13 protein-coding genes are annotated in these 14,361 nt (G+C 59.9%); 8 read left to right on the forward strand and 5 right to left on the reverse strand.

Annotation, left to right across the window (positions count from 1 at the left end):
• The first annotated feature begins 45 nt into the window (after nucleotides 1–45).
• The 3 genes from D6Z43_RS06160 to D6Z43_RS06170 all read left to right on the forward strand — a co-directional run bounded on the left by D6Z43_RS06160 (nucleotide 46) and on the right by D6Z43_RS06170 (nucleotide 2,243).
• Nucleotides 46–513 (forward strand): hemerythrin domain-containing protein, encoded by a 468-nt coding sequence (locus D6Z43_RS06160; protein WP_120651106.1) that lies wholly within the window; start codon nucleotides 46–48, stop codon nucleotides 511–513.
• Between the two features lie 321 nt (nucleotides 514–834).
• A complete protein-coding gene (locus D6Z43_RS06165; RefSeq protein ID WP_120651107.1) occupies nucleotides 835–1,491 on the forward strand; it encodes a DsbA family oxidoreductase in 657 nt (218 codons plus the stop codon).
• Nucleotides 1,492–1,532: 41 nt separating this feature from the next.
• Complete coding sequence (locus tag D6Z43_RS06170; RefSeq protein ID WP_120651108.1) at nucleotides 1,533–2,243, forward strand: SDR family NAD(P)-dependent oxidoreductase; 711 nt, start codon at nucleotides 1,533–1,535, stop codon at nucleotides 2,241–2,243.
• Between the two features lie 47 nt (nucleotides 2,244–2,290).
• On the opposite strand, the gene D6Z43_RS06175 is transcribed toward D6Z43_RS06170, so the two are convergent.
• Nucleotides 2,291–3,244 carry an RnfABCDGE type electron transport complex subunit D gene (locus D6Z43_RS06175; protein WP_120651109.1) on the reverse strand — a complete coding sequence of 318 codons (954 nt, stop codon included), beginning with the start codon at nucleotides 3,242–3,244 and terminating at the stop codon, nucleotides 2,291–2,293.
• Nucleotides 3,241–4,641 carry an electron transport complex subunit RsxC gene (gene rsxC, locus D6Z43_RS06180; RefSeq protein WP_120651110.1) on the reverse strand — a complete coding sequence of 467 codons (1,401 nt, stop codon included), beginning with the start codon at nucleotides 4,639–4,641 and terminating at the stop codon, nucleotides 3,241–3,243. Before rsxC ends, D6Z43_RS06175 begins: the two co-directional genes overlap by 4 nt.
• A 486-nt stretch (nucleotides 4,642–5,127) precedes the next feature.
• On the opposite strand from rsxC, the gene D6Z43_RS06185 reads away from it, so the two are divergent.
• Complete coding sequence (locus tag D6Z43_RS06185) at nucleotides 5,128–6,138, forward strand: FAD:protein FMN transferase (protein ID WP_120651111.1); 1,011 nt, start codon at nucleotides 5,128–5,130, stop codon at nucleotides 6,136–6,138.
• Between the two features lie 132 nt (nucleotides 6,139–6,270).
• Here the strand turns inward: D6Z43_RS06185 and D6Z43_RS06190 are convergent, their stop codons facing one another.
• Nucleotides 6,271–7,524, reverse strand: a complete 1,254-nt coding sequence (locus D6Z43_RS06190) for a HAMP domain-containing sensor histidine kinase (RefSeq protein WP_120651112.1) — start codon at nucleotides 7,522–7,524, stop codon at nucleotides 6,271–6,273.
• 229 nt (nucleotides 7,525–7,753) lie between these two features.
• The gene (locus D6Z43_RS06195; RefSeq protein ID WP_120651113.1) at nucleotides 7,754–9,820 is read right to left on the reverse strand and encodes a multicopper oxidase family protein; all 2,067 of its coding nucleotides are present in this window, start codon (nucleotides 9,818–9,820) and stop codon (nucleotides 7,754–7,756) included.
• A gap of 584 nt (nucleotides 9,821–10,404) precedes the next feature.
• On the opposite strand from D6Z43_RS06195, the gene D6Z43_RS06200 reads away from it, so the two are divergent.
• From D6Z43_RS06200 to D6Z43_RS06210, 3 genes are all read left to right on the forward strand, one after another.
• Nucleotides 10,405–10,812: a hypothetical protein gene (locus D6Z43_RS06200; protein ID WP_120651114.1), complete on the forward strand. Its 408-nt coding sequence runs from the start codon at nucleotides 10,405–10,407 to the stop codon at nucleotides 10,810–10,812.
• An 83-nt stretch (nucleotides 10,813–10,895) separates the two neighbouring features.
• Nucleotides 10,896–11,255: a hypothetical protein gene (locus tag D6Z43_RS06205; protein WP_120651115.1), complete on the forward strand. Its 360-nt coding sequence runs from the start codon at nucleotides 10,896–10,898 to the stop codon at nucleotides 11,253–11,255.
• Complete coding sequence (locus D6Z43_RS06210) at nucleotides 11,252–12,094, forward strand: oxidoreductase (RefSeq protein WP_120651116.1); 843 nt, start codon at nucleotides 11,252–11,254, stop codon at nucleotides 12,092–12,094. Before D6Z43_RS06205 ends, D6Z43_RS06210 begins: the two co-directional genes overlap by 4 nt.
• Before the next feature lie 242 nt (nucleotides 12,095–12,336).
• On the opposite strand, the gene fnr is transcribed toward D6Z43_RS06210, so the two are convergent.
• Nucleotides 12,337–13,089, reverse strand: coding sequence for a fumarate/nitrate reduction transcriptional regulator Fnr (gene fnr / locus D6Z43_RS06215; protein ID WP_120651117.1), 753 nt, complete (start codon nucleotides 13,087–13,089; stop codon nucleotides 12,337–12,339).
• A 333-nt stretch (nucleotides 13,090–13,422) separates the two neighbouring features.
• On the opposite strand from fnr, the gene D6Z43_RS06220 reads away from it, so the two are divergent.
• Nucleotides 13,423–14,340, forward strand: a complete 918-nt coding sequence (locus D6Z43_RS06220; protein WP_120651118.1) for a universal stress protein — start codon at nucleotides 13,423–13,425, stop codon at nucleotides 14,338–14,340.
• Nucleotides 14,341–14,361 lie beyond the last annotated feature (21 nt).

Consider the following 14,361-nt stretch of genomic DNA (forward strand, 5'->3'; position numbering starts at 1 on the left):
TATCTGCCCACTGGTGGATGACCGTCGAATAGCCAGGAGAAGGACATGAATGCGATCACACTGTTGAAACAGGACCATGCAGTGGTCAGGCAATTGCTGGAGAAGCTCAGCGCCACCACCGAACGCGGTGTGAAGACGCGGATGGAGCTGCTGAACCGGATCAGCGGCGAGCTTGCTGTGCACACCGAAATCGAGGAACGGATCTTCTATCCGGCTTATGTGAAAGCAGGTGGCAAGGAAGAACAGAAGATGTTCTACGAAGCCATGGAAGAACATCGCACCGTGGACAGCCTGGTGCTGCCCGACCTGCTGAAAACGCCGGCCGACTCCGTGCAATTCTCCGGCCGGATCAAGGTGCTCAAGGAATTGCTGGAGCACCACCTCCAGGAAGAAGAGCAGGACATGTTTCCCAACGCGGCAAAGTTGCTGAAGAAGTCCGAGCTGGAAGAGCTGGGCAAGCACATGGAAAACCGCAAGCGCGAGCTGAAGCAGTCCCTCGACCACGCGGCATGAGGCCATGGACCTGCTGCCATTGCGGCGGCAGGCTGCGCTGCGCACCGAACGGAAACCGCTGAAGTGCGAGGCACTGAACCGCCTAATCTGTTGGCACTTAGCGAGCTCAAATGAAGTTTCCCTCAGTCGAGAACCACACCGACTCGTTACATCACGTCACTAATGATGTTCAAAACCCCGTCTTTATCCCCCTGAGTCAGCGCCCTAAATTCGCCTCCAACACCTGCCCATCATGCCGATGGGAGGTCGCAGGAGAGCTGTCATGCCGTTTTTCAACGTGACCACCACTGAATACCGCAAAAAAACTGCGGAGGCTCAGTCATGACTCCGTACGTGAACATCGAGTTCGTTTCCGACGTGGTGTGCCCCTGGTGCGCTCTAGGCGCAGCGGCGCTAGACCAGGCCATCGAGAATCTGGCCGGCGAAGTGCTGGTCGAACTGACATTCAAGCCGTTCGAGTTGAATCCGGATATGCCGCCCGAAGGCGAGCCTGCGACCAGGCACATGATGCGCAAGTATGGGCGTAGCGCCGAAGAAGTTGCCGCAAGAAACGAAATGGTGATCGCCCGTGGCCAGGCCATCGGATTCCAGTTCGACCTGGAGAAGCGCAGCCACTTCTACAACACCTTCGATGCCCATCGGCTGTTGTTCTGGGCGTGGCAGGAAGGGCGGCAAATCGATCTCAAGAAAGTCCTGCTTCGCGCCTACTTCACCGACGGCCAGAACCCGAGTGATCAGGAGACATTGGTGCATCTGGCGGCCGAAGCGGGGCTCGATGCGGTGCGTGCGAGAGAGGTGCTGGCAACCGGGGCGTTTGCCAGCGAGGTGCGTGAGCTTGAAGCGTTCTGCCAAGTTCGTGGCATCAGTTCGGTACCGGCCTTGATCCTCAACGGCCGCCACCTGGTGTCCGGTTCGCAGTCCGTCGAGTACTACGAGCAAGTCCTGCGGCAAATGGCGCGGACCCCAGCCGAAGCCTGATCAACCGTTCTTCCCAACCCCCGTGTACCTGGAGGTTCATCATGAGCAATGCAAGAAAAGTCGTTGTTGTCACAGGCGCATCCCAAGGCATCGGTGCGGCTGTGGTCAAAGCCTTCCGCGATCTCGATTACCGGATTGTCGCCACGTCGCGTTCGATCAAGCCATCCAGCGACCCGGATATCCTCACCGTGGCGGGTGACATCGCCGACCCTGCGACCGCCGAGCGAGTGATCGGTGAAGGTATCGCGCGCTTTGGCCGTATCGACACCCTGGTGAACAACGCCGGAATCTTCGTCGCCAAACCCTTTACCGACTACTCCCGCGAAGACTACGCCGCTGTACTGGGGGTGAACCTCGGTGGTTTCTTCTACATTTCCCAGCTCGCGATCACCGAGATGGAGAAACAGGGCAGCGGCCACGTCGTCAGCATCACCACGAGCCTGGTCGACCACGCCATCGAAGGTGTGCCGTCGGTACTGGCGTCGTTGACCAAAGGAGGCATCAACGCGGCGACCAGGTCCCTGGCCATCGAATACGCCAAGCGCGGTATCCGTGTGAACGCGGTCTCTCCCGGCATCATCAAGACCCCGATGCACGGCGAGGAAACCCATGAGGCGCTGGGCCGGCTGCACCCGGTCGGACACATGGGCGAGACCAGCGATATCGTCCAGGCCGTCGTCTATCTGGACAACGCCGGTTTCGTCACCGGTGAAATCCTGCACGTCGATGGTGGTCAGAGCGCCGGACACTGATACTTGCGCGCAGCGCCGTCGAACGCTTCCGACGGCGCTGCGCGCATTCAGTTCCAGGTTTTCGCTGTGTACCAGGGGCGCTGTATGCGCAGCACCAACCGGTCGATCTGCGGCACCAGCAGGTTGGCGGCCAGCACAGCGAAGCAGAGACCATCGGCATAGAGCCCAAATTCGCGAATCAATTCAGTCAGGGCGCCAATGGCCAGGCCGAAGAGTATGCGACCACCACGTGTGTCGGGACTGGTGACCGGATCGGTCGCGATGAAAAAGGCGGTGAACAGATAGCCACCGAGGCTGAGGCTGTACAGGCTTTCCAGTGGACTATGACCCGCGGCCAGGCACAGCAATACCGTGCTGGTGAGCATCGCCAATGGAATCTCGATTCGGATCACCCGCAGGACAGCCAGTATCAAACCACCGGCAATATAGCCATAGCCCGACAGGTTGGGGGTGATCGGCGTGAACTGGTTCTTGGCCAACTGGGTGGCGCCGGCGAACGCATCGAGGTCAAGGCGTGGCACCAGCTGCAACTGTTGTAGAAGAACCGCCTTGGCATCCAGGGTGAGGGTCCAGGGGGCATAGTTCGATGGAGCGGGGTACAACTGCTGGTAGAAGCAGATCGCGATGATCCCCAAGCCGACCATGGCGGGGTTGAGTCGGTTGCGACCAAGGCCACCACTGCCGTGTTTACACAATGCGAGAGCGGCAAAACTGGCCAGGGCGATCATCCACAACGGCACCAGCAGCGGCAATGCCCGAGCCAGGATCAGACCTAGCACCAGCCAGCTCAGGTCGCTCAAACCCTCGCGTACATTGCGTCCGCGCAGGCGCAGCAGGCCGGCTTCGAAGACCATGGCGAGCAGTACGCACCAGAAGGTCTGCATCCACACCACGACGCCAAATTGCCAGGCGTACAAGGCGGAGCCCGGCAGGAGACACAAGCTGACCAGCAGCATCACCGTGCGGAGTCGGTACGGGGTGGGACCGCTGATCAGGCTCATGAACGCAGCTCCGTCTTGCTCTGGCGGAAACGTTCGCGCAGCGGCAGGTTGCTCGGACAGGTGCTGCTGCAGCTGCCGCATTCGATGCAGGCATACAAACGCAGTTCTTGCAGGCTGGCCTTGTCATGGCGTTCGGCGGCAGCGTAAAGATCCAGCGGTCTGAGGGACATCGGGCAGACATCCACACAGCGCGTACAGCGAATGCAGCTGCCTGCGGGTTGGGGGGCCGGAAGGTAGCGCTCGGCGCCGAATATCAGGCAGCTACTGGTCTTGCTGATGACGGCAGTAGGGTCCGGTAGCGGCTGTCCCATCATCGGCCCACCAACCTGTGTCAACTGGCCTTCGGGGGACGCACCAGCAATCGCGCGCAATGCGCTGACCGGGTAGCCCACCGGCACCATGACATTCCCGGTTCGCTCGCAGGCGCCGGTCAGCGTCAGCACGCGTGATATCAGTGGTTCGACGTGGAAGACGGCCTGTCCCAGGGCATAGAGCGTCGCGACATTCAGCGCCAGCACTCCGATATCGGCGGGCAGGGTCCCTGGCGCGAGGTTGCGGCCACTGAGGCTCTTGATCATCAACGGCTGCCCCCCGGCCGGATAACGCTCGGGCAGCGGGCATATTTCGATTCGGGTGCGCGCCTGGCGCGAGGCTGCGCGCAACGCGGCCATCGCCTCAGGTTTGTTGGTTTCGATACCGAAACGGGTGAGTGCTATTCCCAGCAGAGCGGCGAGATAGTCAGCGGCCTCGATCAGTGCCTCGGCACGTTCGCGCATGAGACGGTCATCGCAGGTCAGGAAGGGTTCGCATTCGGCACCGTTGATCAGCAGCAGGTCGGGGTGCTGAGCGCCGGCCAGCTTGAGGGCGGTCGGGAAACCCGCTCCACCAAGGCCAACAATGCCCATCTGCATTGCCCGTTCGACCAACGCCTCGGGGGTTTGTGGCAGCCCCAGCACTGGGCGTTCGATCCACTCATCCAGGCCATCAGCATTCAGAACGACAGCCATGACCGGTTCGGCCGAGTCGGCCGCGTACGCCAAACCAATCCGTTCCACGACGCCGGAGGTGCTGGCATGCACCCAAGGGGTGTTGTCATCGCCGATACCGATAACCTGGCCCTTGCGCACATGCTGTCCCGGCTGGACGCAAGGCTCTACACATCGACGACCCCGTTCAAGCGGGATCGCCAGTTGTATGTTTTCGATTGCGACCGGCGCAATCGGGTTGGCGTTGGATAATTGCTTGTAGCCTTTGAGCTTGATCCCACCATGCCAACTGCGCTGTGAGGGGTAGGCAATGGCCAACAGGCGGCGCCAGAAGGGCTTCTGTTGCGGCTGACGCTGAGCGCGGGCGTGGTTCTGCATGCGCTCGACGCCATGCGACGAAGGGTTAGACATTCACTGTCCTCCAATTTTTATTCGGCAAAAAACTCCCCTGCGCACTAATGCACAAAATGTTTTTTTGCTTCCTGGAAGTTGAGCGAAAAGCGAGGGCGACGCCTGATAACTCTCGGGACTCAGAGCGCCGAAAAAATGCTTTGTTCGGTTTTTGATCAAAATGACTGATGAACGGTAGGCCAATTGCCACACTTCGAGGCATCGCATCCAACGCCTGCGCAGTGCTCCCAGGCCCTGGCACGGGTAATCCGCACTGGTCAGAGCCTACCTTCGACCGTCATGCGCAAGACCCAGCGACTTGACCTAGCGCGGGCGCGTGGAAGCCATGTCGGGTCTTGAGTGAGCCGGATTGAGCCAACTTGTGGGACATGCTGGGGCCATTTCCGGCAATGCAGCTTTACTCTCTGGTAAGCCGTTAGTGCCGGCAGTTTGGGTAGGTTTCCACGCGCCCGCGAAGCGCGGCCGGGGTCGCAGAGGTATCGATAGATGCGCGCAAGCCTGCTGGTGATGCTTTTGACATTGCTGTTTGGCTGCGGTGAACGGATCGAGCGCGTCTCCGGACCGACCATGGGGAGCACCTATTCGATCCAGTACGTGCCCACCGAGCAGACACCCGACTTGCAGCGAATAAAGACCGAAGTCGAGGCGATACTCGGGGCGCTCGATCAGCAGTTCTCCATCTGGCGCGGCGACTCCGTGGTTTCCCGCTTCAACGATCTGCCGGCCGGTGCCTGTCAGGCGTTGCCCGAAGATATGCATCGCTTGCTGACTTACGGCGAGTTTCTGTTCCGCGAGAGTGGCGGGGCTTTTGACCTGACGGTGCTGCCTCTGATGAATCTCTGGGGCTTCGGCCCGCAGTCACGGGGGGTGACGGTACCGGATGCAACCGCGCTGGCACGGGAGCAGGCACGAGTGGGGCTCCAGCACTTGCGCCTGGATGGTGAAAAGCTGTGCAAGGAAGTAGCGGCGCAACTGGATTTCGACAGCATGGTCGCCGGCTATGCGGTGGATCGGGTCGGCGACAAGCTTTCGGCCCTGGGTGTCCAGGCGTACCTGGTCGAGATCACCGGCGAACTCAAGGCGATCGGCCGCAAGCCGAATGGCTCGTCCTGGCTCATCGCCCTGGAGGTGCCCAGCGGCGAGCACGAGCAACAAATGGAGCGCGTCATTGCGCTGGATGGCTACGCCGTTTCCACCTCCGGCGATTACCGCAACTATTTCGAGGAAGGTGGCCAGCGTTATTCGCATACCTTCGATCCACGCGTCGGCAGACCCGTGAAGCATGCGCTGGCGGCAGTGACGGTAGTCGACCCTTCGGCGCTGCATGCCGATGGCTTGTCTACCGTGCTGATGGTGCTCGGCCCGGAGGAGGGCTATGCCTTCGCCGAGCGACATGACCTCGCTGCCTATTTCATCATGCGCAAGGGGCAGGGCTTCGCTGCCCGAGCGACGCCTCGATTCGAGTCGTTGTTTCCAGGGCAAGTCAAGAAACAGTAGTTGAAGGAAAGCCAGCCTCCAGGTCGACCAAGCGCCAGGGTAGGGGAGTCCGGCTCTTCCCTGGACTGGGAGGTCATGGTCGACAGCGGCCCCTTGTGATGGATCAGAGTCGCCGGACGTGTGCCCGAGCTGTCAACCTGCGCACGCCATCGGCAACACTTGGCTGCGCTTAAGGTCGAACGCCAGGAAGTATCGGCTAACTTCCGCCGACGCGGATGTGTAGTGCACCGACCATCCCAGGTGGTCGGCCACGCGCTTGACGATAGACAAGCTCAAACCAGTCGCGTCGAGGTCAGGGGGAAGTCGATCGGCCGTATGTTTCTCAATGGCATCAGGGCCTCCCGTTCCACGGCCCTCAATCACGATGCCACTGGAATTCAGCCGGACCGTTATTACGCCTTTTCTAGTATGCAAGCTGGCATTACGTAGAAGGTGGCTTACCGCGATGGCAACCAGCTCCGGAATGGCGGGGACCATCACGTCTTCACTCGAGATAAACTCGATCGCCAAGGACTTTCCCTGCAGCAGTTGGCAGCGTTGCAGTTCCTGCTCAATCAGCGGACGCAAGGCTACACGGAATGGGTGAGCATTCTCCGGCACCCGCGCCAGCTCCAACAAGGCGCTCATCTGTTGGGAGATGTCCGCAGCGTTATGCCGAATACGCTCGGTCATGGTCAGCAGTTTGGGATAGTCCTTCAAACGCCGCGCCAAAACTTCTGCGGCGCCGAGCAAGATCGTCAGCGGATTGCGCAATTCATGACTGACGTCGGCTGTGAACCAACGCTCGCGCTGGAGGGCTCGGCTAAGTTGATTAGTACGATCCTCGATTGCACGGGCCAATACGCCGATCTCGTCGGCTGCATCGAGCCCGGGAAGCTTTTCCTCTCGCTGCTCATCCTGAACTGCAGAGGCCAGCTCGGTCAGGGGCAGAATCACCCGGCTTGCGCTGGCCCGTCCAACTAGTAGTGCCAATACGAGGCCGCCAAGAAACGCCAGGCTCAAGGCAATGTAGGTACGGTCTTCAATTGCTTCGAAGTCGCTTTGGTCATCCACTACGGCGTAGCGCTGGCCGTCCGCCTCGCCAATCAATACGTGCAACGTCCGACCACTCAGACGCAATTCATGCGTCCCAGGGCCCAATCCCTGCAATGTCTTAGGCAACTGCTGGCCGACGAAGAAACTCAGGTCGCTCGTCTGCAGCTGCGTTGTGCTGCTTAAGCCTGAAGTCCAGAGTTCGGATACACGAACCAGACGCTTATCGATCAGTTGCTTCTCGATCTCCTCGATCACGAAGAAAGCCGAGCCGGCGAACACTCCACCGATGATCGCCGCTAACAGCACAAAGGCGGCGACCATGCGGCCACGTATCGAATTATGGTTCTTCATCGGCTGCCACCAAGCAACGACCCGTTATGGTTGTGTTGGAAATTTTAGGCTGGGCGGCGGAGACACTGAGTGGCGAGCATGCGCCAAGCGACGCAGAGCTACCCCCGCAGGATCAACGGTCGCTGGCGAGACCGCTTGCTTCGATTGCTCCAGGTTCCCTGCGTCCGAAGGTCCATCGACAGTCGCAGGGATGGCTGGGGTCTGCGGGATCGTCCAGCTACCGACTCGTTCAACCCACCTGGAATATCCGCATCATCTCGTGGTCCTCATGCGAGAGGATGTGGCAGTGCCATACATATTGTCCCGACTTGTTGAAGTGGGCTTTTATCCTGACCATCTGGCCCGTGGGATTGCCGGACTCGGGCTCCGGGTTTCCCGGCAACGCCATGACCATGTCCCTGGGGGCCGCCTCGAAGTACTCCGTTCCGACGGGCGCGGGGGAGAAATTCCCGACGAAGGAAATTTCTGGGGCCTCGCCGGTCATGCCGTCGTGCTGATGGGTCATCTGCGAACCTGTGACCTGGTACTCGAATACCTGGCGGTCGAGGATCTCGAAGTTCACCAGATGCAGGTGGACCGGGTGGGCGTCGGCGGTGAAGTTGTAAATCTCCCATATCTCCGTGGTGTCGACGCCGGGCGTCTCGGTGGTCGGCTGGAACCACGCGTAAGCGGTGGCGACGTTTGTGGTGTTGAGGTTGCCATCCTTGACAGTGCCCAGCAGAGGCTGGAGTCGCCCGAATTGATCCATGCCCTCGAAGAGCGCGACCCTGCGGGTCGAGGCATCGCCGGATACGCCCGCATAGCTGGGAAGGCTTTCGGGGCTGAAGTTGTCGGGCACGGCGGACTTCGGCTTGACCACATCGAAGGCCATGATGCGGTCGGTTTGGCGATCGTCGAACAGGTCTTCCGGGGCAAGGTCTTCACCGAAAGCACCGCCAAACGGCGTATCACCCCCGAGGTTTTTCATGATGACGCGGCTACCGGCGGGGACTTGAGAGAAGTCGATGACGACGTCGTAGCGTCCGCCTGGCTCGAATACCAGGGTGTCAGTCTGGCGCGGCGTGCCAAGTCCCTGGTCGCTGCCGATGACCCAGAAGGGCAGCGGTGCGCCAGCGCTCGAGTGCTTGGGATCCGTGACGAGCGGAGCGACGGCCACGAACTGGAGCACCATGAACCGCGAGTCGCAGGCATTCACCAGGCGCACGCGATAGTGACGCGGCTCGACATTGGCCTTGGGCCAGATCTTGCCGTTGACGACGATGTGATCGCCGAAGAACTCGGCCAGCGCGGTCGGGCCACCGTTGGGGAAGAGGTCGGGAGGAAGGATCGCGCCTTCGCCGGTGATGAAGTCGGCGTAGGCGGGATCGCCAGGAAAGGCCGGATAGAACAACGCGCCCTTCTCGGTGAACATCCGGTCCTGGATGAGATAGGCCAGCTCGTAAGGATAGGCGGGTAAGTTCAGTGGGTTGCCCGCCAGCCCGGTATCGAACTCGTCGCGGACGAAGTACTGACCTGCGAGGCCGGCATAGACGTTGAGCCGGGTAATGCCCAGGGCGTGGTCGTGATACCAGAGGTGGTTGGCTGGCACACCGTTGTTGTAGCGGAAGCGGTCCGTGAAGCCGCCATCAACGAAGTCCCACTGAGGCCCCCTGACCTTGGCATAGGGGCTGTAGAAGAACTCGGGATTTCCGTCGAACTGGAAATCGCTGTTCCCGCCATGGAGGTGAGTGCTGATCGGTACCCCATTCTCCCTGATGCTGAAATTCCGGTAGTCCACGCCGTTGGCCGAGTGCTCACCGTGCAGCGAGTAGCACCAGTGCAAGTTGGTGTCGAGGGGAAGGAGGTGCTGCCTGCTCAACAGTTCGTTCCGCCAGCGCACGATGGTTTCGTCGGCTCCGCCGGCCGAACTGCTGACAACCTGGATGGTCTGGCCCGGCCAGCTCACGGTCTTGTTGCCGTAGCCCCAGACTCGGGTCCACAGCCTCTTCTGGTTCTTCGGGTTGATAAGCCCTGTCTGTTGCTCGGTTTCACTCAGGCGAATGTTGAAATTCGGGAGTTTGCTTGGATGGCCGTCGCTGTTGAGGTCCTTGAACAGGAAAGCCGGGTCCAGCGCGTTGGGTGCAAGCTCGACGAACTTCGGCTGCAGTGCCGGATCACTCAATGAACCGACATTCGAAAGGAGCGCGACCGCCTGGGCCTGGCGTAGAAAGGGATGGCTGGGAAGCAGGTAGGCGCCTGCGGCGAACGCACTGTACTGCAGGAGCTGGCGTCTCGTGAACATGTCGAATTCCCCCATGCAAGGGACGAGAGACTGGTAGGGCCCTTATCCGCAATCAGCTGGAGGAAGGGTTGATCTCTTGTGCGACCTGCACGGATGGTTCGAATTGATCTAAATCAATCGTCGAAGTTGCAGGATGCAATTGCGCGCATGAGCGGTGCTGCTAGGGGAACGACCGGTATCGGGAGACAGATATGTGCAGCGGCAGGGGGAGGCAGGCCAATACGGTGACTCGGACCTGATGGGAGCGGAGTAGCGAGTGCGGCAAGCCCTTGAGTGACGAACGCCAGACTGTTCAGCAGTTCGCTAAGTGGTATGTCAGTCAACTCGACCGGGGCGCTGTGACTGCAGGACCGTCCCAGTCAAGCGGCCGTTCCGAACCCCTTGTTTGATATGGATCAGTACAAGCAATGTTTTACGCGGCAACTTGAAAACGAACGCTTCAGCGCCAAGGCAACTCCAAGGCTCGGATAGCAACCACTTTCTACCGGTCAGGTCGCTGTTCACTTGAGCGACTAAACGGTAATTGGAGTTTCCAGCTGCCCTGTCCGGTTACGCCCTCACGGCGCGTCCGGGAAGTCCATCACTATTCGGAGATCGCCATGAATACGCATTCCAAGTCGCTGATCGCTGCGCTTCTTATCTGCACCCCACTGATCGTCCTGGCCGCTGAAGAGCCCGCCCCGCAGCAACCGCCTGGTGCACCTGCGCAAGCTGATAGTCCGTCACTGCCCATGCACGATCAGGCCATGGCCGACCAGATGCGAAAAATGCAGGCTGCCCACGACAAGATCGCCATTGCCAAAACCCCGGCCGAACGCCAGGTGGCCATGCAGGAAGGCATGGTGGCGATGAAAGAGGGCATGGCCATGATGCAGATGAACTGCAAAGGCAAGGGCATGCACATGGGTATGAACGGGAATAATGATGCGGGTATGGGAATGATGGACATGATGATGAAGATGATGGATCAGCAGTCGCACATGATGAAAATGCCGATGGGCCAGTGACGCAGGACTTGCAGGGCTCGAAACGCTCCGTGGGTTAGCCTCGGTCGGCGAGGCGCCCACTGGCAAGAGCGTAGGGAGGGGAGATGGGTACATTCAGGATGGAAAACCCCGAAGTACTGCGATCCCAGTTGGAAGATGGGCGGCAGCAATATGCGGCCAGTCTGGGCGAACTGGGCGAGGTGCGCTGGCAACAACTCGATGCGCAGGATAAGTGCGAGCGGGTCTGCGACTCCTACCTCGCCTGGGGCTTCCCGCTGGAAGCGGGTAGCCAGAGTCCCTGCCCCCCAAGTCGGCGAGTGCAGCACCTTTGGTTGCACAACTCCGGTAGCGACGTCAAAGCTCGATTTGATAGCGATGGGTGCGTCGGCCGCGTTCGCAGCAGTGAGCCAGAAGCGCGTGGCGTGGGCGCGCGACAGCTGTTGCGTCGGATCACCAGGCCATGAAAATCCCGGCACCCCGGACGCTGTGGCTATCCGGCTCCCAGTCGGATGGCGAAGGCGCGCGAGTATTCGATTTTGTCATCGAACAGCCAATGGATTGCGACCGGGATGTCATTCCCGGGCAATTTTTCATGCTCAGTGTTCCCGGGCTGGGGGAAGCGCCATTCAGTTACCTCGATTTGCCTGACGTGGCAGGCAATTTTCAAGCGCTGATTCATCGTCGCGGAATTCTGACGTCGGCACTTTTTGCGCAGGCGCCCGGGGCGATACTGGGTTATCGCGGGCCCTATGGGAAAGGCTGGCCACTGCTTATCGGCCGACACAAAGTGCTGGCCGTCGCCGCCGATTGTGGGCTCATTCACCTGACCACGTTCATCAAAGAGGCCCGTGACTGGCATCTTCCAGTCAATCTGAACCTGCTGCATGTCACCGACGGTCACCAATCCCGGACCCTGAGTGCTGCACAGGAAGGCTGGAAAGAGTACTTCCAGGTAATGGCAACCTCTGGCGAAGACGTATCGGCATTGCGGCTTCATGGGGCGCCGCTTCTGCAAATGGGGCGAGTGCTCGACAGCGAACGGCCAGACACGGTGCTTTGCTCCGGCCCCGAAGCGTTCATGCGAACACTGGCGCGAATGTGCACGACCAAGGGAATCCAACCAAACAATATCTGGCTGTTTGTCGAGCGTCGCATGCCATGCGGGATTGGCCTGTGCGGACACTGCCATTTCGGCACGTCCCACGTTTGCGTGGATGGCCCGGTCTACCGTTACGACCATTATCGACACCAGATTGAAATCTGCGAGCCACATGCATCCTCGTGGGGGTACTGGTACTCCTGAAGTGCATCCAGTGGCTGGAGCATCCGGTGGCGACGGCCAAAATCACACCACTGGAATGGCGGCTGCTGCGCGCTCGATGCCACTGCACCGGCTCAGCACGGGAGAGCTTCGGCTTCCACGCAAAGTGGCCTCAGTTGTGGATCTGTCGCGAACTGATGCAGGGAGCACTGCCCTGAGCGAACATATCGTTTCAGTCGCCGAGTACGCCCGCCTGTGGCTTGAGTCGGCGATCACTGCCGTCGCTAGAGGTGGCCTGCGTTGGGGGGTTGGTTCTGCTGGCACAGTGCCTGGATATCAAGCAGGCGCAGTTCGCGGCCGGAGGTATCAATCAGGTTCAGGTCACGAAAGCGGGTAAACAGGCGACTGACCGTCTCTGTGGTCATGCCCAGGTAGTTGCCGATTTCGCTGCGGCTCATGGGCAGGACGAAGTTCGATGCAGATAGCCCGCGTTTACTGTAACGGGCCGAGAGATTGAGCAGGAAGGCCGCCAGGCGCTGCTCTGCGCTTTCCCGCGTGTGGCACTGGCGTTCATGATCGGCCTGGATCTCCCGGCTCATGCTGTGAAGCAGCTGTTTGCGCAGCCCTGGAATCAGGCCGGACAGCTCTTCGAGCTGATGCAATGGAATGGCACACACCATCGAGGTGTCCAGGGCAACAGAATAACTGGGGTAACTGTCCTCACCGATGGCGTCGAGGCCAATCAGCTCGCCCGGTAAATGGAAGCCGGTGATCTGATCGACACCGTCCGGACTTAGCAGGTAAGTCTTGATCGCGCCGGAGCGCAAGGCGTACAGGTTCTGTACCGGGTCGCCTGCGCGAATCAAGTACTCGTGCTTACGTAGCGGTCGGCTGCGCTTGATAATTCCCTCAAGGCGGCTGATTTCCGCCTCGTGAAGGCTGTCCGGAAGGCACAAGTGGCTTAGCGAGCAATCATGGCAGGTAACGTGCGCTGGCCGCGGCGATGACACGGGCCTGCTGAGCGGATTGTCTGCCATCGGATATACCTTTCTGGTGCCAGACAATTAAGTCTAGGAGAGCGATTTCCTGTGGGATCGGCAGCTCGTCGGAATAGTTACATGTGGGCCGATGCAAGCATTTGCTCGCAGTAACGCCCTGTCAGCTTTGGTTTTTTCTGAATGATTGGCGCCTTCGTAAGCTTCGTCGCCAAAGGTTGTCGATGGGGACCTGCCGACGCCGACAAAATTGACGGACATCAATTCGCTCGTTCTTCCCTGTCGCAGGATGCACTTAGCCTTGGGTCTCGAGATGGCTGTAGACCAAGCAGGGAATCCAAACCAGATGAAGTATCGGTCAGGCGGAGGTGGGCCATGAGCCAAATGCGAAGAATTCTGCTGGTCGGCCATGCAGAGCAACGTCAATCCGCGGCGTTCCAGAGAGCGGTATCGCTCGCGATGGCTAGCGGTGCTGCGCTCCATATTTCGGTTCTGGTCGAGCCCTTCATGACCTTTCCATTATTGGCAATTGAACTCAGGGAGCAGATACGCCAAAGCGTGCTCAACGAGCAGCGTCGACGCTGGGGAAAGGAAATCGAAATCCTCAGAGATAAAGGCATCCACGCCACTTGCTCTGTGGTCTGGGCCGAGAACCTGCATGAGGAGATCATTCGCCACGTGCAAGAGATCCAGCCGGATATGCTGGTGAAGGACATTCAACGCGAGCCAGTGCTCAAACGTGCATTCGTAACGCCTCTGGACTGGCACCTGTTGCGCGAATGCCCTGTGCCGCTCCATCTGGTGAATGACGCCCGCCATCCGAGGCTACAGGTGGTCGTGGCAGCGGTCGACCCGACCGATCCCGAGGCCCAGTACTCCGGCCTCAACGATCAGATCATCACGGCCGGCGCCGGCCTGGCCACGCAATGCGGCGCCGAGTTCCAACTGCTGTATGTGTACAACAACATTCCGGCCTACATGACAGGTTCCGGCGAAACGGTTGCTGGCTGGGCGGACGTTGTCGAGGAGTTGCGTAGCGCGTTGCATCAGTCCTTCGTCGACCTGGCCGAACGGCATGGCGTCCCAGCGGAGCGACGTCACTTCATAGTTGGTCAACCGGTCACGGGAATCACCAAGTTCGCAGAAGAAACACAAGCCGATGTCGTGGTCATGGGGCGCATTCACCGAAAGGTCCTGGACAAGTTTATCGGCAGCACGACCGAAACCGTCCTCTATCGGCTTTCCGGGAGCGTCCTGGCCATCCGGCCCAAAGACAGCGACGCAGAAACCTGATTCGGGAATGCCGAGGCTTTC

Origin of the sequence: Pseudomonas sp. DY-1 (assembly GCF_003626975.1) — a bacterium.
GTDB lineage: Bacteria > Pseudomonadota > Gammaproteobacteria > Pseudomonadales > Pseudomonadaceae > Metapseudomonas.

Bases quoted from the DNA above. Each gene is read 5' to 3' on its own strand.
- D6Z43_RS06160 (WP_120651106.1), top strand. From the start codon at position 46: ATGAATGCGATCACACTGTTGAAACAGGACCATGCAGTGGTCAGGCAA.
- D6Z43_RS06165 (WP_120651107.1), top strand. From the start codon at position 835: ATGACTCCGTACGTGAACATCGAGTTCGTTTCCGACGTGGTGTGCCCC.
- D6Z43_RS06170 (WP_120651108.1), top strand. From the start codon at position 1,533: ATGAGCAATGCAAGAAAAGTCGTTGTTGTCACAGGCGCATCCCAAGGC.
- D6Z43_RS06175 (WP_120651109.1), bottom strand. From the start codon at position 3,244: ATGAGCCTGATCAGCGGTCCCACCCCGTACCGACTCCGCACGGTGATG.
- rsxC (WP_120651110.1), bottom strand. From the start codon at position 4,641: ATGTCTAACCCTTCGTCGCATGGCGTCGAGCGCATGCAGAACCACGCC.
- D6Z43_RS06185 (WP_120651111.1), top strand. From the start codon at position 5,128: ATGCGCGCAAGCCTGCTGGTGATGCTTTTGACATTGCTGTTTGGCTGC.
- D6Z43_RS06190 (WP_120651112.1), bottom strand. From the start codon at position 7,524: ATGAAGAACCATAATTCGATACGTGGCCGCATGGTCGCCGCCTTTGTG.
- D6Z43_RS06195 (WP_120651113.1), bottom strand. From the start codon at position 9,820: ATGGGGGAATTCGACATGTTCACGAGACGCCAGCTCCTGCAGTACAGT.
- D6Z43_RS06200 (WP_120651114.1), top strand. From the start codon at position 10,405: ATGAATACGCATTCCAAGTCGCTGATCGCTGCGCTTCTTATCTGCACC.
- D6Z43_RS06205 (WP_120651115.1), top strand. From the start codon at position 10,896: ATGGGTACATTCAGGATGGAAAACCCCGAAGTACTGCGATCCCAGTTG.
- D6Z43_RS06210 (WP_120651116.1), top strand. From the start codon at position 11,252: ATGAAAATCCCGGCACCCCGGACGCTGTGGCTATCCGGCTCCCAGTCG.
- fnr (WP_120651117.1), bottom strand. From the start codon at position 13,089: ATGGCAGACAATCCGCTCAGCAGGCCCGTGTCATCGCCGCGGCCAGCG.
- D6Z43_RS06220 (WP_120651118.1), top strand. From the start codon at position 13,423: ATGAGCCAAATGCGAAGAATTCTGCTGGTCGGCCATGCAGAGCAACGT.